The 17,297-nt window shown below is 71.7% G+C and carries 14 protein-coding genes and 1 pseudogene; 7 read left to right on the top strand and 8 right to left on the bottom strand.

The annotated features are described in order from the left end of the window. Nucleotides 1-70: 70 nt before the first annotated feature. From OP04_RS26720 to OP04_RS26705, 4 genes are read left to right on the top strand one after another with little or no spacing between them, the layout of a single operon-like run. Entirely contained in the window at nucleotides 71-1,720 is a 1,650-nt protein-coding gene (locus OP04_RS26720; RefSeq protein ID WP_033342565.1) for an FAD-binding dehydrogenase, read from the top strand. A 25-nt stretch (nucleotides 1,721-1,745) separates the two neighbouring features. Further along, complete coding sequence (locus OP04_RS26715) at nucleotides 1,746-2,156, top strand: TIGR03668 family PPOX class F420-dependent oxidoreductase (RefSeq protein WP_232323749.1); 411 nt, start codon at nucleotides 1,746-1,748, stop codon at nucleotides 2,154-2,156. 22 nt (nucleotides 2,157-2,178) lie between these two features. Beyond that, nucleotides 2,179-3,267 carry a hypothetical protein gene (locus tag OP04_RS26710; RefSeq protein ID WP_033342564.1) on the top strand — a complete coding sequence of 363 codons (1,089 nt, stop codon included), beginning with the start codon at nucleotides 2,179-2,181 and terminating at the stop codon, nucleotides 3,265-3,267. Between the two features lie 12 nt (nucleotides 3,268-3,279). After that, nucleotides 3,280-4,818 (top strand): aldehyde dehydrogenase family protein, encoded by a 1,539-nt coding sequence (locus OP04_RS26705; protein WP_033342563.1) that lies wholly within the window; start codon nucleotides 3,280-3,282, stop codon nucleotides 4,816-4,818. A 147-nt stretch (nucleotides 4,819-4,965) separates the two neighbouring features. Here OP04_RS26705 and OP04_RS26700 read toward each other — a convergent pair whose 3' ends face one another. Together OP04_RS26700 and OP04_RS26695 are read right to left on the bottom strand one after the other, a co-directional pair. Next, nucleotides 4,966-6,930, bottom strand: coding sequence for a vWA domain-containing protein (locus OP04_RS26700; protein WP_033342562.1), 1,965 nt, complete (start codon nucleotides 6,928-6,930; stop codon nucleotides 4,966-4,968). Nucleotides 6,931-6,932: 2 nt separating this feature from the next. Then, complete coding sequence (locus OP04_RS26695) at nucleotides 6,933-8,357, bottom strand: sigma 54-interacting transcriptional regulator (protein WP_033342561.1); 1,425 nt, start codon at nucleotides 8,355-8,357, stop codon at nucleotides 6,933-6,935. A gap of 187 nt (nucleotides 8,358-8,544) precedes the next feature. On the opposite strand from OP04_RS26695, the gene OP04_RS26690 reads away from it, so the two are divergent. Next, complete coding sequence (locus tag OP04_RS26690) at nucleotides 8,545-9,711, top strand: RtcB family protein (RefSeq protein ID WP_033342560.1); 1,167 nt, start codon at nucleotides 8,545-8,547, stop codon at nucleotides 9,709-9,711. Between the two features lie 329 nt (nucleotides 9,712-10,040). Continuing rightward, nucleotides 10,041-11,492, top strand: a complete 1,452-nt coding sequence (locus OP04_RS53610) for a hypothetical protein (protein ID WP_157240374.1) — start codon at nucleotides 10,041-10,043, stop codon at nucleotides 11,490-11,492. 281 nt (nucleotides 11,493-11,773) lie between these two features. Here OP04_RS53610 and OP04_RS26680 read toward each other — a convergent pair whose 3' ends face one another. The 6 genes and pseudogenes from OP04_RS26680 to OP04_RS26660 all read right to left on the bottom strand — a co-directional run bounded on the left by OP04_RS26680 (nucleotide 11,774) and on the right by OP04_RS26660 (nucleotide 16,510). Then, nucleotides 11,774-12,307: a hypothetical protein gene (locus tag OP04_RS26680; RefSeq protein ID WP_033342559.1), complete on the bottom strand. Its 534-nt coding sequence runs from the start codon at nucleotides 12,305-12,307 to the stop codon at nucleotides 11,774-11,776. A 194-nt stretch (nucleotides 12,308-12,501) separates the two neighbouring features. After that, the gene (locus OP04_RS51165) at nucleotides 12,502-12,930 is read right to left on the bottom strand and encodes a DUF1232 domain-containing protein (protein WP_085066790.1); all 429 of its coding nucleotides are present in this window, start codon (nucleotides 12,928-12,930) and stop codon (nucleotides 12,502-12,504) included. An 85-nt stretch (nucleotides 12,931-13,015) separates the two neighbouring features. Next, nucleotides 13,016-13,138: pseudogene (locus OP04_RS52025) on the bottom strand (RNase III inhibitor); the annotation flags it as partial. Next, the gene (locus OP04_RS26670) at nucleotides 13,138-14,112 is read right to left on the bottom strand and encodes an NAD-dependent epimerase/dehydratase family protein (RefSeq protein WP_033342558.1); all 975 of its coding nucleotides are present in this window, start codon (nucleotides 14,110-14,112) and stop codon (nucleotides 13,138-13,140) included. The pseudogene OP04_RS52025 and the gene OP04_RS26670, both read right to left, overlap by 1 nt. A gap of 69 nt (nucleotides 14,113-14,181) precedes the next feature. After that, complete coding sequence (locus OP04_RS26665; protein WP_033342557.1) at nucleotides 14,182-15,345, bottom strand: acyl-CoA dehydrogenase family protein; 1,164 nt, start codon at nucleotides 15,343-15,345, stop codon at nucleotides 14,182-14,184. A gap of 13 nt (nucleotides 15,346-15,358) precedes the next feature. Then, nucleotides 15,359-16,510, bottom strand: coding sequence for an acyl-CoA dehydrogenase family protein (locus OP04_RS26660; RefSeq protein WP_033342556.1), 1,152 nt, complete (start codon nucleotides 16,508-16,510; stop codon nucleotides 15,359-15,361). Nucleotides 16,511-16,624: 114 nt separating this feature from the next. Here OP04_RS26660 and OP04_RS26655 point away from each other — a divergent pair, with 114 nt between their 5' ends. Further along, nucleotides 16,625-17,272, top strand: coding sequence for a TetR/AcrR family transcriptional regulator (locus OP04_RS26655; RefSeq protein WP_033342555.1), 648 nt, complete (start codon nucleotides 16,625-16,627; stop codon nucleotides 17,270-17,272). The last annotated feature ends 25 nt before the right edge of the window (nucleotides 17,273-17,297 follow it).

The raw sequence follows: 17,297 nt of genomic DNA, 5'->3' as shown, positions 1-17,297 counted from the left end.
TGACAATAGCGCCGCTGATTTGTCACCCGAGCGGACAGTCTTTTGGCATTCAGATACCTAGGGTGGGCTCATGGATGCGGATGTCATCGTCGTCGGCGCAGGGCTCGCCGGACTCGTCGCGGCCGTCGAGGCGGCGAACGCCGGGCGGCGCGTGCTCGTGGTCGACCAGGAGCCGGAGCAGAACCTGGGCGCCCAGGCGTTCTGGTCGTTCGGCGGGCTGTTCATGATCGATACGCCCGAGCAGCGGCGGGTCGGCATCCGCGACTCCGTGGAGCTGGCCTGGCAGGACTGGCTCGGCACGGCCGCGTTCGACCGGGCCGAGGACGAGTGGGCGCTGCGCTGGGCGGAGGCGTACGTGCACTTCGCCGCCGGTGAGAAGCGCGCCTGGCTGCGCGGGCTCGGCCACCGCATCTTCCCGGCGATCTCCTGGGCCGAGCGCGGCGACGGGTCCGCGACCGGGCACGGCAACAGCGTGCCGCGCTTCCACATCACCTGGGGCACCGGGCCGGGCGTGGTCGCGCCGTTCGCCGCGCGGGCACAGGGCTCCTCGCTGGTCAGCTTTGCCTTCCGGCACCGGGTGGACTCGCTGCTGGTCGAGGGTGGTGCGGTGGTCGGCGTGCGCGGCACGGTCCTGGAGCCGAGCGACGCGCCGCGCGGCGTCAGCACGTCCCGGGTCTCCGTCGGGGAATTTGAACATCGCGCCCAGGCCGTGATCGTGGCGTCCGGCGGCATCGGCGGCGACCCCGCACTGGTCCGGGCCGCCTGGCCGGCCCGGCTCGGCACCCCGCCGGCCCGCATGATCGCCGGCGTGCCCGCGCACGTGGACGGCCGCATGCTGGCGATCACCGCCGAGGCCGGTGGGCGCGTGGTGAACGAGGACCGCATGTGGCACTACGTCGAGGGCCTCCGGAACTGGGACCCGGTCTGGCCGGACCACGGCATCCGGATCCTGCCCGCGCCGTCCTCGCTCTGGCTGGACGCGACCGGCAAGCGGCTGCCCGCGCCGCTCTTCCCCGGCCACGACACGCTCGGCACGCTCAAGCACCTGCGCACCACCGGCTACGACTACAGCTGGTTCGTGCTCAACCAGCGGATCATCGAGAAGGAGTTCGCGCTCTCCGGCTCCGAGCAGAACCCGGACCTGACCGGCAAGAGCATCCGGGAGACGCTGCAGCGCGTCCGGCCCGGCGCCCCCGCACCCGTGGAGGCGTTCAAGAACAAGGGCGAGGACTTCGTGGTCGCTCCCACGCTGGCCGAACTGGTCGACGGCATGAACAAGCTGGCCGCGTCCGAAGGCGGACCGGCGCTCGACCACGCCGCCGTCCGGCACATCGTCGAGGCGCGCGACCGGGACGCGGCGAACCCGTTCGGCAAGGACGCCCAGCTGAACTCGATCCGGGCCACCCGCCGCTACTTCGTCGACAGGGTGCAGCGCGTCGCCGCACCGCACCGGCTGCTGGACCCGAAGGCCGGCCCGCTGATCGCCGTGCGGCTGAACCTGCTCACCCGTAAGACGCTCGGCGGCCTGCAGACCGACCTGTCCTCCCGCGTGCTGGACGCGTCCGGCGACCCGGTCCCCGGCCTCTACGCGGCCGGCGAGGTGGCCGGCTTCGGCGGCGGCGGCGTCCACGGCTACGCGTCGCTGGAGGGCACGTTCCTGGGCGGCTGCCTGTTCACCGGCCGGGAGGCCGGCCGCGCGGCCGCCGCCGCGATCCAGTGAGCGCCGCGGTTGTCGAAGGCCGGCCGTGAACGCGGACCGGATGCGCCGCCGGGTCGCGGACGCCCGGGTCGCCCGCCTGGCCACGGTCTCGGCGGACGGCCGCCCGCACCTGGTCCCGATCTGCTTCGCGCTGGCCGGCGACCGGGTGTTCAGCGCCGTCGACCACAAACCGAAACGGTCCACCCGGTTGCGACGGCTGGCCAACGCGCGCGACACCGGCGTGGCCTCCCTGCTCATCGACGAGTACGACGACGACTGGACCCACCTCTGGTGGGTCCGCCTGGACGGCCCGATCACGGTGCTGAAGACCGGACCGGCGGCCGTGCTGGAGGCGCTGACCACCAAGTACCCGCAGTACGCCGCAACGCCCCCGACCGGCCCGATGCTGGCCCTGGACATCACGTCCTGGTCCGGATGGTCCTATCTGGACGATTGACCGCCAACCCTAAGATCACGCCGTGCCCGCCGATGTGGTCCTCCTCCGTAGCTCCCGGTTCCCCACGATCTTTTTTCTGATCGCCTTCCCGCTCTGTCTCACCGGTGCCGCCGCGCACGTCATGGACGCCGGCAGTCTGTTGGCCGCGTTCGACCTACCGTGGGTGATCACGATCCCGGAGTTCGCGTTCATCACGGCACTGTCGATCACCAACGATCGCCTGCCGCCCCGGCTCTCCACGGGCGGGATCCGGGCCAGGGGAACGCGCCTCTTCCGGTACGACCTGGACGTCCGCTGGGACCAGATCGAACGCATCTGGGTCTCCCGTCAGGCCATGGACACGGTGCTCGTCCGGCTGCGCGATCCCGAGTCGATCGCGGGCGCCGACGCACGGCTGCGGAGAACCATGCGCCGCCGGCGGCTCCGGTTCTCCGGGGACCTGGCGATCCCGCTGTTCCTGGTGAAGCCGGGCAAGGCGGCGATCGGCGCGGCGGTCGAGCGGCTCAGCGGCGGGACCCACCGGCTGGAGCACCAGGGCATCGACCCGGTCCCCGACGCGGACGACGTGGTGCTGGAGAACCGGTTCGCGATGCCGGCCGGAATCATCCTGATCCTCGCCATGTCAGCGCCCTGGCTCGTGGTCATGGACAGGGCCATCGGCCTCTGGCCGATCGAGGGCCGGGACCTTCTGGTCGCCGTCGCCTGGGCGCTGCTGGCCACGCTCCTGCTGGTGCCGCCGCTCGTGGCCACGTTCGTGCCCCGGATCGCGCCGCCGATCCTGGCCCCGTCCGGTCTGCGGCTGCGGACCGCGCGCCTCTTCTCCTACGACACGTTCGTGCCGTGGGAGCAGGTGACCGGGATCCGGACCGGCCGGTCCGGCCCGTTCCCCCGGCTGCTGGTGAGCGTGCGGGACCCGGAGGCGCTGGCCGGGACCGACCGGCGCCTGGCCGGCCGTCTGCGGCGCAACCGGGCCCGGCACGGCGCCGACCTGATCATCTCGACCTCGGGCACGAACAGGGACGACGCCTACCTCGCGCGCGCGATCGCCCACCTCAGCCGCGGCACCCGGCACCTGGAACCGCGCATCGATGACGTGACGGCCGGGGCGTGAGATCGTACGTCGATGAGGATCACTTCGCGTCTGGCCGATGACCGCGTCGATCCGGGGGCGGGCGGTGTGTACTCGTCCGTGAATCCGGCGCGGACCGGGGAGATCGTGGCGGAGGTGGCGCTCGGGGACGCGGACACCTTCGCCGCGGCCTGTGCCGCCGCCCACGAACGCCAGCCCGCCTGGGCCGACGTGCCCGCGCCGGTCCGCGGGCGCGTCATGGGCGCGGTCGGCCGCCTCGTCGAGGCGAACGCGGAGGCGCTGGCCCGCCTGGTCACCCGCGAGATCGGGAAGCCCTACGCGGAGGCGCTCGGCGAGGTGCGGGAGATCGTGGACACCTGCGAGTTCTTTCTCGGGGAGGGTCGGCGGCTCTACGGCGAGACCGTGCCGAGCGAGATGCCGGACAAGCAGCTGTTCACGTTCCGCAATCCGGTGGGCGCGGTCGCGGTGATCACGGCGGGGAACTTCCCGGTCGCGGTCCCGTCCTGGTACCTGGTGCCGGCGCTGCTGGCCGGGAACACCGTGGTGTGGAAGCCCGCGGAGTACGCCGCGGCCAGCGCCCACGCGCTCTACCGGCTGTTCCGCGCCTCGGGCCTGCCGGACGGCGTGCTGCAGCTGGTCTTCACGGACGGTGAGGCCACGTTTGCCGGTCTCGAAAAAGCACTAGATAACGGAAATGTCGGAAAAGTAGGCTTCACCGGGTCGACCGAGGTCGGGCGGCGGATCGGGGAGCTGTGCGGGCGGCACCTGCAGTCCCCGTGCCTGGAACTCGGCGGTAAGAATCCCATGGTGGTCACGCCGAGCGCGGATCTGGACCTGGCCGTGGAGGGCGCGCTCTTCGCCGGCTTCGGCACCGCGGGCCAGCGCTGCACGTCGCTCGGCACCGTGATCGCGCACCGGAGCGTGCACGACGAGTTCCTCCGCCGGTTCACGGCCGCGGTCGAGGCCGCGCCGGTCGGCGACCCGAGCGGCGACGTGGTGTTCGGCCCGCTCATGGACGCGCGCTTCGCCGCCCGCTTCGAGGAATATCTCACCTGGATCGCGCCGCACCACACGGTCTCCGGCTCGACCGCGACCGGCCGGATCACCGCGGACGCGCCTCGCCAGGGGTTCTCCGGGGACAACGGCCTCTACTACCACCCGGTCATCGTCGCGGGCGTACGCGAGACCGACGAGATCTTCCGGCACGAGACGTTCGGCCCGCTGGTCGGCGTGCTCGCCTACGACACCCTCGACGAGGCGATAAGGCTTTCAAACCTGCCGGGGTACGGACTGAGCAGCGCGATCTACACGAACGAGCCGGACGAGGTGTTCGCCTACCGCCGGGGTGTCTCCGCCGGGATGCTCAGCGTCAACAACTCCACGTCCGGTGCGGAGGCGCACCTGCCGTTCGGCGGCAACGGGAAGTCCGGCAACGGGAGCCGCCAGTCCGGACGCTGGGTCCTGGACCAGTTCACCCGGTGGCAGTCGATGAACTGGGACTACTCGGGCCGTCTGCAGAAGGCGCAGATGGACGTGGTCGATCTGACGCCCGACCTGTCTTTTCACCTCTGAGATCCAGCGGGGGCACGACGCTTCGGGTCGTCGCCTCAAGTCCGACCTGTGCAAGCTGGTGCCGGGCAGACCAGGAGCGTGTCCGCCCGGCATCAGCGTCTGCGGTCGGCGCCGCCTCACGGCGTACCCCCGCTGAATCTTGATCTTTCAGGCCGCCAGCCCGCCGCGCCGGCCCCGGCGCGCACGGATGTAGTCGGACACCACGTAGCTGCCCAGGTCGGCCGCATCGGGCGCGAACACCCGGCCTCCGTTGCGGCGGGCCAGGCCCTCCACGAAACGGCGCAGGCCCTCGTCCTCACCGAGCATGAACGTGTTCAACGTTGCGCCGTACCGGGTCAGGTGGTCGACCTCGGTCAGCGTGGCGCGCAGCGTCTCCATCGTGGTCGGCCAGTCGAACCAGGCCTCGCCGTCCGCGTCGAGGTGCGCGGTCGGCTCGCCGTCGGTGATCACCAGCACCACCGGCTCCGCGTTGGGGTGCTTGCGCAGGTGGCGGCCGGCCAGCATCAGGGCGTGCTGCAGGTTCGTGCCCTGGAGGCGGGTCGGCTCGATCTCGGCGAGTTCCTGCTGGGAGAGCTTCACCGCGTACCGGTTGAAGCCGATGATCTCCAGCGCGTCCTGCGGGAACTTCGTCGCGACCAGGTGGGAGAGCGCGAGCGCGGTCTGCTTCATCGGGCCCCACCGGCCGTCCGCGAACATCGAGTAGGACAGGTCGACCAGCACCGCGACGGCCGCGGTGGCCCGCCGCTCGGTCTCCGCCACCTCGAAGTCGTCCGGCTGGAGCCGGATCGGCAGCGCGGCCGCACCGCTGCGCCGGATCGCGTTGCCGAGCGTGCGCACCACGTCCAGCGGTTGCTCGTCGCCGAATTCCCACGGACGGGACGCACCGGTCAGCTCGCCGGCCGCGCCCGCGGAGCGCAGATCGTGCTGACCCCGGCGGCCGTCCGCCATGTGCGCGAAGACCTGCCGCAGCGCGGTGCCGCCGAGCCGCCGCAACGCCTTCGGACTGAGCGTGAGCCCGTCCTGCCCGCGCTGCACCCAGCCCTGCCGGCGCAACTCACGCTCGAGATCACGCAGCCGCCGCACGTCGTCCGCGGCGGACCGGCCGAGCTGCCGCTCGACCGCCTCGACGTCCACATCGTCCAGCGTGGCGCCGGGATGGTCCTGGCCCAGCTGGTCGATCAGGTCGTCGAGGTCGCCGATCTCCTCCAGCGCGCCGGCCGCGTCGCCGTAGCCCAGCTCGCCGCGCCCCTGCACGCGCTCACGGCCGCCCCAGTTCAGGTTCGGCCGCAGCGTGCGCAGGTTGTCGGTGAGCGCGGACATCTGCTCGGCCAGCCCGGAGTCGCCGAACGCCTGCGCCATCAGGCTCTCCAGCTCCGCGCGCTGCGACGGGGAGAGCGAGCGCATCAGCCGCTCCCCCGCTGCCGCACGGCGGGCCAGCGCGTCGATCAGCTCGTCGACGGTCTGCGGGTTCTCCGGGAACATCTCGCCGTGCCGGCGCATGAACTCGGCGAACTGGTCCGTCGTGTCCTCGCCGCGGGCGTGCCGGGCGAGCAGCGCGTTCAGGTCCGCCATCATGGCGGCCATCCGCGCGGCGGCCTCGGGGTCGTTCTGCAGCGCCTGCTTCATGCCGGCGAAGCGCTGATCCAGCACCTCGTTGCGCAGTCCGTCAAGGATCTGCTGGTAGAGCTGCTGCGCCTCGGCGCTGGTCCACCGGTAGTCGGACAGCTCCTCGACCGCGCGCGCGGTGGATCTGGGCAGGTTGTCCAGCTGCGCGTGCTTGAAGATCGCGTCGGGGTCGTCACTGCCGTCGAGCGCGGCCTTCTCCGTGGCCAGCGCCTGGTCGAGCAGCGCCTGCGAGCGGGTGACCGCGCCGTCCAGGTTGCCCCGGCGCATCGCCTCGCGACGCATCCGCCGGGCGCGGGCGCTCAGGTCGTCCAGGCCGCGCTCGCCCCGCGGGCCGCGTCGGAGCAGGTCGCGCAGCGCGTCCCGGAGGTTGCGACCCTCCAGGATCTCGGCGCCGACCTGGTCCACCGCGGCGCGCACGTCGAACGGCGCGGCGAGCGGGTCGGGCCCGTCCCGCCAGGCGCCGTACCGGAAGCGGTTGCCGGACATGGTCAGCTCCCGTAGATCGTGCGGCCGTCGTCGGTGACGTCCTTGGCCAGCCGCCGGGTCAGGTGCAGGCCCTCCAGCACCAGCTCGACGCCGGCCGCGGCCTCACCGCGGGTCGGCGCGTCGCCGAGACCGAGCCGGTCCAGCACCTTGGCCAGGCCCGGGACGGTGCCGACCTGGGTCAGCAGCTCGTCCGCGCTGGTCAGCTCGCCGCTCTCGATGATGGTGCCGTCGGCCGCGAGGTCGGTGAAGCCGGACAGGTCGAGCCCGGACAGCTTCGCCCGGAACGTGTCCGCGACCGCGACGCGCAGCAGGTGCGCCAGGATCTCGATCTCCCGGCCCTCCTCGCCGCTCTCGAACTCGACCTTGCCGCGCAGCGTGGACACGATCGAGGCGGTGTCCGCGACGCGCGCGACCGGCTGGGCCTCGCCGCGCAGTCCGGCCCGGCGCAGCGCACCGGCCGCCACGGTCTCGGCCGCCGCGATGGCGAACCGGGCGCTGACGCCGGAGCGCTGGTCCACGCTCGGCGACTCGCGCACGCCGCGGGCGAACCGCGCGACGATCTCCAGCACGTGCTCCGGCACCTCGGCGGCCAGATCGGCCTCCTGCTTCACCAGCTCAAGTTCAAGATCAAGTTCAACGGGATAGTGGGTACGGATCTCCGCGCCGAACCTGTCCTTCAACGGCGTGATGATCCGGCCGCGGTTCGTGTAGTCCTCCGGGTTCGCGCTGGCGACCAGCAGGACGTCCAGCGGCAGCCGCAGCTGGTAGCCGCGGACCTGGATGTCCCGCTCCTCCAGCACGTTGAGCAGGCTGACCTGGATGCGCTCGGCCAGGTCGGGCAGCTCGTTGAGCGCGAAGACGCCCCGGTTGGTGCGCGGCACCAGCCCGAAGTGGATCGTCTCCGGGTCGCCGAGCGTGCGGCCCTGCGCGACCTTGATCGGGTCGACGTCGCCGATCAGGTCACCGACGCTGGTGTCCGGCGTGGCGAGCTTCTCGCCGTACCGGAACGAGCGGTGCAGCCATGCGATCTCGGTGTCGTCACCCGTCTTCTTGACCTGGGCCCGCGTGGCCGGGGTGAGCGGGCGCAGCGGGTGCTCGTTGAGCTCGGAGCCGGGGAGGACCGGCGTCCACTCGTCGAGCAGGTTGACGAGCGAGCGGATCAGGCGGGTCTTGCCCTGGCCGCGTTCGCCGAGCAGGACCATGTCGTGCCCGGCCAGCAGCGCGCGCTCGACCTCGGGAAGCACCGTGTCGTCGTAGCCGACGACGCCCGGGAAGCGCTTCTCCCCGTTGCGGAGCTGGGCGAGCAGGTTCTCCCGCAGCTCCTCCTTGACGGTACGGAAGATGTGCCCGGCGGCCTTGAGCTCCCCGATCGTGCGGGGCAGACCGGCGGGGGGACTCGGCACAAGCGCCTCTGGCGTTTCTGTCACCCACCGAACCTAGCCCGCGAAACGGAGGCTCCGCCGCTTTTGTTTGTCCGCTGGCGGCTGAATTACGGGCCTCGCTCCGCTCGGCGGCTCGGGCGCTCTCGGGCCCTCACGAAAATCGGCTGTCTTTTCGCCCTCGGTGCTTCACGCTGATCATCGTTCTTGTTGTTCCGAGGGGAGGAACGTCACCGTGGAGAAGATCAACGAGCGCCTGCTGAACTGGGCGAGCATCCTGGAGTCGAAGACCCGTGAGCAGGCCGAACGTACGTCCACGCTGCCGTTCGTCTTCCCGCACATCGCGCTGATGCCGGACGCGCACCTGGGCAAGGGCGCGACCGTGGGCTCGGTCATCCCGACGCAGGGCGCGGTCATTCCGGCCGCGGTGGGCGTGGACATCGGCTGCGGCATGGCGGCCGTGAAGACGCAGTTCCACCGCGACTCGCTGATCGGTAACCTGTCGGCGCTGCGTGAGGCGATCGAGCGGTCGATCCCGCTCTCGGCCGGCGGCGTCAACCGGACGCTCACCGATTCCGCGGCCGCACGGGTCGCCACCCTGACCGGCATGGCGGACAAGGCGGGATTCAGTCCCGCGGATCACGCGGCGCGGTGGGAGCTGCAGCTGGGCTCGCTCGGCTCCGGCAACCACTTCATCGAGTGCAGCACGGACGAGAACGGCATGGTCTGGCTCTTCCTGCACTCCGGCTCGCGCGGCGTCGGCAACCGGATCGCCGGCCACCACATCCAGATCGCCCGCGACCTGATGAAGCGGTACTGGATCGACCTGCCCGACCTCGACATGGCGTACCTGGCCGAGGGCACGGACGAGTTCGACGCGTACCTCGCGCAGCTCCAGTGGGCGCAGGAGTACGCGCTGCTCAACCGCGAGGAGATGATGGACCGCGTCGTGGCCTGCTTCTCCGAGTGGCAGGGCGAGGCCGTGATCGAGTCCGAGCGGGTCAGCTGCCACCACAACTACACGACCCGCGAGACGCACTTCGGCCGCGAGGTCTGGCTCTCCCGCAAGGGCGCGATCAACGCGGCGCGCGGCGTGTCCGGCCTGATCCCCGGCTCGATGGGCGACGCGTCGTACGTCGTGGTCGGCAAGGGCAACCCGGTCGCCCTCAACTCCGCACCGCACGGCGCGGGCCGCAACTTCTCGCGGTCGGCGGCACGGCGCGCGTTCACCCACGACCAGCTGCGCGAGGCGATGAAGGGCATCGAGTACCGCGACACCGACGCCTTCATCGACGAGATCCCGCAGGCCTACAAGCCGATCGACCAGGTCATGACGGACGCCGCCGACCTCGTCGAGATCCGCCACACCCTCCGCCAGTTCGTCAACGTCAAGGGCGATTGAGTTTCTCTGATCGTCACTCCCGGGTGAGGTATCGGGCATTGCGCCCGATACCTCACCACGCTGGGACTGCGCTTGCCGGGACGTTCAGCTCCCTGGGTTCTCCGGCCCCGCGCGGGACCGGCAGGGAGGAGCGCCAGCGACGACCGGTGCCCGCGGGAGCATGCGGACCGCAACCACCCACACAGTGGGAAAATCTGCTTTTCGGGTGTGATCTGTCCTTTTTTCGGCACTTTTTGCCCGATAGCCGCGGTGGCCGGTGGGCGGGACGCGTTCGCGCGTTGTGCGGGGCATCGTGGTGGGGGGTGGTTCGGGCAGGGGACAATGGCGGCATGGCTCCGCTACCGCGACCCGCAGATCTGTTCGGGCACGGCCGTGCCGTGCTGGAGGGTGCCGCGCTGGGCGCCGCCTCGCTCAGCGGCGTCGCGCACCGTGCGATCACCCGGGCGGCCCGCGACAACGCCGCGGGCCGGGCCGCCTCCGAGGCGGCCAGGTCGGCCGTCGACGCCGGGCTGCTGGCGGCGCAGGGAGCGATCGGCGTCGCCCAGACCGCGCTCAACGTGGCGCAGGGGGTGGCCGGTGGTGCGCCGGGCGCGTTCGGCGCCGCGCGGGATGCGATGGGCGCGGCCCGCGACGCCGCCGCCGACGCCGCCCGTGGCGCGGTCTCGACCGCGGTCACGCTGGCCTCGGCCCCGGTGCGGATGCTGTCCGTGCTCGGCGACGTGGAGACGCTGACCGGCAGGATCGGCGCCGCGGTCGACACCGCGGAGACGTTGATCGGCCGCGCCGACGCGCTGATCACCCGCACCGAGAGCACGGTCGCCACCGCCGAGACGCTGGTCGGCCGCGCCGGCGAGATCGTCACCACCGCCGGCACGCTGGTCACCCGCGCCGGCGACACGATCACGACCGCGGACGGCCTGGTCATCCACGCCGGCGCCATCATCACCACCGCGGACGGCCTGGTCAGCCGCGCGAGCGGCACCATCGACACGGCCGGCACGCTCGTCACCCGTGCGGGCGGCACCATCGACAGGGCGGACGACCTCGTCGGCCAGGCCGGGACGACGATCAACACCGCTGACGGCCTGGTGGCGCGGGCCGGGACGACCATCGGGGACGCGGAGTCGTTGATGGTCCGGGCGGACGGGGCGATCGGCGGCGCCGCAGGGCTCATCACTCGGGCCGAGGGCGCGGTCAGCGCGGTCGAGGCGCTGCTGAGCGAGGCCGGCGGGCTGATCGGGCGCACCGGCACGACCGTCGACACCGCGGGCACGCTGGTGGCCGAGGCGGAGACCCTGATCCGGGAGGTCGTGCTGATCAGCACGGCGGCCACGAAGGCGATCGAGGACGCGGTACGGATCATCGAGACGGCGACGCGGGTGGCCGGCTCCGCCGAGGGTGTCGTCACCGGGGCGGAGAAGGTCGCCGCGAAGGCGTCCGCGCTGGTCGCCCGGGTGGAGGGCACCGCGACCGCGGCCGACGAGCTGCTCGCCTCCTACGCGCCGACGCTCTACCGGGCCGCGCCGATGGCGCACCGGTTCGTGGAGCAGCTGTCGCCGGAGGAGGTCGACGCCGCGATCCGGCTGATAGACGAGCTGCCGAAGCTGACCATGCACCTGACGCAGAACATCCTGCCGATGCTGCAGACGCTGGACCGGGTCGGCCCGGACATCCACGAGCTGCTGGACGTCACCCGCGAGCTGCGCCTCGCGGTCGCCGGCATCCCGGGCCTGAAGATGCTGGCCCGCCGCGGCGACCGCCTGACCGAGAACGGCGACTGATCCCGGGCCGGGCCGCCGCCCGATCGGCTCCTGCTCAGGTCCTGGCACCGGCGGCTCCCGGTGACCGATGGGCCGGCCGCACGTTGGTCCGCGGGAAGAGCGGGCCGGCCCCGGGCCTGCTCAGGTCTCAGCGTCAGGGTGAGACCGCGACGCTGCTGTTCACCGAGATGCCGGGCGCGGAAGGCCCGATGCTCGCTTCCGGACGGCCTGATTCCGGAAGGCCGGTAGACCGGCCGATGCCCGGCACAAGCCGCGCCCGCCGATCCGCAGGAGGCGGGACCTCAGGCGGCATGCCGCCGCGCCGCCGCCGCTGCCTGCGCGGCCTGGCTCTCCGAGAAGCTGACGCCCCAGGGCGCCGGGAACGCGAAGGACGTGTCGCCGAGGACCAGGCCCGGCCGATCCCGGCCGGCGACCGTGACCGGCATGGCGAGGATCTTGCCGACCTCGTCCCAGCGCCAGGTGCGCACGTGCCGGCCGCCGATCGTGTAGAGCTGGACGCCGGGTTCACCGATCGTGAAGAGACGCTGCACATAGGTGTTCGGCGCGATCACGCACACGGCGGCCCACTCGTGCGGGCCGGTGCGGGCCGCGGTCCGGCGGGCCTGGGAGTGGCGCACGCCGGCGGCGGTCATGATCACACCGATGCCGAGCAGGACGCCGCCGATCGCGGCGGCCACGGTCAGTGCGAAGGAGTCGAAGTCCAGCGTGGCCGCACCGGCCGCGATGACGACGACCCCGGCCAGCAGCGAGACGCCGCCGGCGATGAGGACGGAGGTGGCACGCTCGGTGCCCGGAGGCGGTACATCGATCGGCATCGCCACATCGTGCGACCGCCTGTCAACACCGGTCAACCCCGGCAGGCCGCATCGGTCACGATCGGCGATCAGCCGGAGCCGGCGGCCGCAGCGGCCAGGATCAGCGATCGGCAGAAGCCGGTGACCGGCAGCGGCGGGCCCCACAGGTCAGCACGGCATGCGACATCGGCCGGGCCGCTGGTGGTGAACGATCCTCAGGACACCGGCGGCTGCTGCGCCGGCGGGAGCGGGTGGTGCGGCGCGGGCGGCGCCGAGGTCGGCACCGGAGGCTGCTGCGGCATCGGCGGCAGATAACGCGGCGGACCCGGCTGACCCACCGGCGGACCCGGCTGAGCCACCGGCGGCCGGCGGTTGGCGTGCACCTTGCGGACCAGATGTGTCAGGTAGAGCAGCGATCCGGCCAGCACGCCGAGGTCGTCCAGCAGGATCGGATCGGGGAGCAGGTCGACCGGGGAGATCGTGTAGATGAGCGCGCCCCAGAACGCGAACTTGCCGCCCGCGCCCAGCTCCGTCAGCATGCGGCGCATCTTCCAGACCCGGAAGCCCAGGACGATCGCGCCCGCCAGCATCGCGAGCATGAGCAGGGCGATCGCGGCGACGAGCAGCCGTCCTTCCACAGACATACCGTTACGGTAGCGCCCTGGTGACGCCGCCGCCTTTCGACGAGCCGCCCCTCGCAGGAGTGAATTACGCGATCGTCCACTGTGCGGGCGCCGCCGGCACCACCTCCGCCCGGTCCACTCCCCCGCCGCCGAGCAGTGACTCGTTGGCCGCGGTGACGATCGCGTCGACGTTCTCCTCGGTCAGGTCGCCGCGCACCACCTCGATGATCACGAGAGTCCCTTCAGGATCGCGGCCTCGGCGTCCGGGTCCAGGCCGACCGGCGGGCGGTCGGCGCGCTGCGGGGCGACGCCGCCGATCGACTCCAGCCAGGCCCAGGTGTCCGCGACGGTCTCGGTGACCGGGCGGCAGCGCAGCCCGGTCGCGACCGCGCGGGACACGTCGGAGGTGTGCATGGCGTCGTGGCTCTCGCCCGGCGGCAGCCAGATCGGCAGCTCGGTCCAGGGCGCCACGCCCGCGTCGAGAATCGCGGCGGGCTCGGCCCAGCGCAGCGTGGCGGCGGAACCCGTCACCGACACGCACGCGGACAGCAGCGCGGACATGGTGGCGTGACCGGACGGGCTGACCAGGTTGTACGGCCCGCCGAGCCCGGCCTCCAGCGCGGAAAGTGTCCAGTTCGCCAGGTCGCGGGCGTCGATGTACTGCAACGGCAGCGAGGCCGGCCCGGGTGCGAGCACGTCGCCGCCGCGCGCGATCCGGGTCAGCCACCAGGGCAGCCGGCCGATGTTCTCGTGCGGCCCGAGGATCAGCCCGGCCCGCACCAGCAGCGCACGGTCCCCGAAGGCCTCGACGGCCGCCAGCTCGCCCGCCCGCTTTATCCCCGCATAGTCCGAAATATCGGTGGAAGGCGGGACGAGCGACGCGCTCTCGGACGCCCCGGCAGCGACCGGCCACTGATAGACCGACCGGCTGGAGATGTAGGCGTACCACCCCGCAGAAACAGCCGGCGGAGCCACCACGGCGGGATCCCAGCTCCACGTGTCCACCACCGCGTCGAAGGACAGCCCGTCCAGCGCGGCGAGCCCGTCCCGCACGGTCCGGTCCCCGCGCAGCGACACGACGCCGGGCGGGATCGCCGCGTTCCGGCCGCGGTTGAGCACGGTGACCCCCCACCCGCGCCCGACCGCGGCCTCGACGACCGCCCGCCCCACGAACTCGGTCCCGCCCAGCACCAGCAGCCTCATGCCGCCAACCATGCCCGAGACCAGCACGAATGACACTCTGCCGATAGCAGAACCGGCGCAGGGAAGCCCTCAGAGCCCGATCATCGTGTACCCGCGGAGCAGGTCCCGGGAGATGATCAGCCGCTGCATCTCGTCCGTGCCCTCGAAGATCCGGTAGAGCCGCACCTGCCGGTACCAGCGCTCGATCGGCAGTTCCCGCGTGTACCCCATGCCGCCGTGGATCTGCAGCACCCGGTCCACCACGTTGTTGACCATGCTGGCGCCGTAGAGCTTCGCCATCGAGGAGGCGTGCCGCGGGTCGCGCCCGGAGTCGACGGTCCAGGCGGCGCGCAGCACCAGCATGCGCGCGGCCTCCAGCTCGACCTCGGAGTCCGCGATCATCCACTGGATCGCCTGGTTCTCGCCGATCGCCCGGCCGAACGTCTCCCGGCTGCGCGCGTGGGCCAGCGCCATCTCCAGCGCGCGTTCGGCGATGCCGATCGCGTGCGACGGGATCGTGTAGCGCCCCTTGCCGATCCACTGCATGCCCAGCTCGAAGCCCTTGCCGACCTCGCCCAGGATGTTGCGCGACGGCACCCGCACGTCCTCGAAGATCAGCGACGCCGGCCCGCCCTCGCCCATGGTCTGGATGAACTCGGAACGCCAGCCCATGGACCGGTCGACCAGGAACGCGGTGGCGCCGCCCTTACGCGCGCCGAGCGATCGGTCGGTCACCGCGACCACGATCGCGAAGTCGGCCTCGTTGCCGTTCGTGATGAACGTCTTCTCACCGTTGAGGATCCAGTCGTCGCCGTCCTGCCGCGCGGACATCGTGATGTTCGCGGCGTCCGACCCGGCGCCCGGCTCGGTGATCGCGAAGCACGAGATGCGCGTGCCCTCGATCGTGGGCAGCAGGAACTCCTCCTTCTGCGCGTCGTTCGCGTAGAACAGGATGTTGTCGGCCTCGCCGCCGAACCGGAACGGCACGATCGTGCGCCCCAGCTCGGTCCAGATCAGCGACTGCACGACCGCGGGCAGGCCCATGCCGCCGTACTCCTCCGGCGTCGCCAGGCCCCAGAAGCCGAACTTGCGCGCCTTCTGCTGCAGCTCTCGGAGCTCCTCCAGGTGCAGTCCCGGCTCGTGCGCGCGCTCGCGGCGCAGCACGGTGTCCTCCAGCGGCAGCACCTCTTTCACCACAAAGCTGCGAACCGTGTCCCGGATCGCCCTTTCCTCGTCGCTCAGCGAAAAATCCACCGGGGAATCCCTTTCACGAGATGGCGTTGATACCGGTCAGTGCCCGGCCGATGATGAGTTGCTGGATCTGGCTGGTGCCTTCGTAGAGCGTCATCACGCGCGCGTCGCGCAGATATTTGCCGACCGGATATTCGTCGATGTAGCCGTATCCGCCGAAGACCTGCAGCGCGTTGTTCGCGCACCGGACCGCGGCCTCGCCGGCGAACAGCTTCGCCATCGAGGACTCGGTCGCGAAGTCCAGCCCGCGGTCGATCAGGTCCGCGACGCGCCAGGTCAGCAGCCGTGCCGCGGCGGTGTCCACCGCGATCTCGGAGAGCAGTTGCTGCACCAGCTGATGGCCCGCGATCGGTTTGCCGAACTGGGTCCGCTGACCCGCATAGGCGACCGCCGCGTCGAGGCAGCCCTGCGCGATGCCCACACATCCGGCGGCCACGGACATGCGCCCTTTCGCGAGCGCGGACATCGCGATCCGGAAACCCTGTCCGGGCTCGCCGACAAGCGCGGACGACGGCACCCGCACCGATTCCAACGACAGCGACGCCGTGGCCTGTCCCCGCAGGCCGAGCTTCCCCTTGATCTCGTGTCGCGAAAAGCCAGGAGCATCCGTGGGTACGAGAAAAGCGCTCACTCCCCGCGGCCCCTCCCCGCCGGTGCGGGCGAAGACGAGCGCGACATCCGCCCAGGTCCCGTTCGTGATGAAGGTCTTCTCACCGGAGATCAGCCAGTCCGGCCCGTCCTGCACGGCCCGCGTGGTCAGCGCGCCCGCGTCCGACCCCGTGCCCGGCTCGGTCAGCGCGAAGCAGCCCAGCGCCTCCCCCGCGCACAGCCGCGGCAGCCACTCGGATCTCTGCGCGGGCGACCCGTACCCACTGATGGTTTTGGAAACGAGCCCCAGCGAGACGGAGAGCACGCCGCGCACGGCCGAGTCCCCACGCCCGAGCTCCTCCAGGACCAGGCAGTAGGCGAGGTGATCACCCTCGGAACCCCCGTCCTCGGAAGGGATGGTCAGGCCGAGGAAGCCCAGGTCACCGAGCTGCTTGACGATGCCGGGGTCGATCGACTCGCGCCGGTCCCATTCGGCCGCGTGCGGCAGCAGCTCCCGGTCGGCGAACCGGGTCGCCAGCTCACGCACCGCGTCCTGTTCCGGTGTCAACGCAAGATCCATCGCTCGTTCCCCCTGTCTCGGCCTCCGGCTCGGCGCCGCTCCCGGCTGGTCGCCCGCGCCTCCCTCGATTAAACTAGCGCCGTTAGTTTTATAAAGTCCAGGGAGCCGTGGAACATGCCGAGGCCGAAACAGGCGCTCCTCAGCCGGGAGCGGATCATCGCCGCCGCGACCGCGCTGATCGACGCGGAGGGGCTGGCCGCGGTCTCCACCCGGCGGCTCGCGGCCGAGCTGGGCGTGCGCGGCCCGTCGCTCTACAACCACTTCGCCACCAAGGACGAGATCCTGGACGCGGTGGCGGACTCGATCGCGGCGCAGGTGGAGATCGGCATGTTCGCCACCGAGCCGTGGCAGAAGGCGCTGAAGGCCTGGGGGCACTCCTACCGCACCGCGCTGGCCGCGCACCCGAACATCGTCCCGCACCTGGCGCAGGGCCCGGGGCGGCGGCCGGGCGCGCTGCGGATGGCGGACGCGGTCTACGGCGGCCTGGTCCGCGAGGGCTGGCCGCCCGCGCGCGCCACACACATCGGCGCGCTGATGCGATATTTCGTGGCCGGGTCCGCGCTCGGCTCGTTCGCCCGCGGTTTCGTGGAGGATCCGACGTTCTACGCGGAGGACTACCCCCACCTCACTCAGGCGCACCGGCTGCCGGAGCACCAGCGCAGCGTGGACGAGGGCGCGTTCACGCTCGGCCTGGACGCGTTGATCGACGGGCTGACGCTCACGTACGACCAGTTCGGGTACGGTAAAAACTTGCGGCGCTAGTTTTCGATCTCTTCACAGCCGAAGG

Source organism: Catenuloplanes japonicus, assembly GCF_000717135.1.
Taxonomy (GTDB): domain Bacteria; phylum Actinomycetota; class Actinomycetes; order Mycobacteriales; family Micromonosporaceae; genus Catenuloplanes; species Catenuloplanes japonicus.
Note: the sequence above shows the minus strand (reverse complement) of the source record. Positions and strands in the feature narration are given on the sequence as shown.

Bases quoted from the DNA above. Each gene is read 5' to 3' on its own strand.
- OP04_RS26720 (WP_033342565.1), top strand. From the start codon at position 71: ATGGATGCGGATGTCATCGTCGTCGGCGCAGGGCTCGCCGGACTCGTC.
- OP04_RS26705 (WP_033342563.1), top strand. From the start codon at position 3,280: ATGAGGATCACTTCGCGTCTGGCCGATGACCGCGTCGATCCGGGGGCG.
- OP04_RS26700 (WP_033342562.1), bottom strand. From the start codon at position 6,930: ATGTCCGGCAACCGCTTCCGGTACGGCGCCTGGCGGGACGGGCCCGAC.
- OP04_RS53610 (WP_157240374.1), top strand. From the start codon at position 10,041: ATGGCTCCGCTACCGCGACCCGCAGATCTGTTCGGGCACGGCCGTGCC.
- OP04_RS26680 (WP_033342559.1), bottom strand. From the start codon at position 12,307: ATGCCGATCGATGTACCGCCTCCGGGCACCGAGCGTGCCACCTCCGTC.
- OP04_RS51165 (WP_085066790.1), bottom strand. From the start codon at position 12,930: ATGTCTGTGGAAGGACGGCTGCTCGTCGCCGCGATCGCCCTGCTCATG.
- OP04_RS26670 (WP_033342558.1), bottom strand. From the start codon at position 14,112: ATGAGGCTGCTGGTGCTGGGCGGGACCGAGTTCGTGGGGCGGGCGGTC.
- OP04_RS26660 (WP_033342556.1), bottom strand. From the start codon at position 16,510: ATGGATCTTGCGTTGACACCGGAACAGGACGCGGTGCGTGAGCTGGCG.
- OP04_RS26655 (WP_033342555.1), top strand. From the start codon at position 16,625: ATGCCGAGGCCGAAACAGGCGCTCCTCAGCCGGGAGCGGATCATCGCC.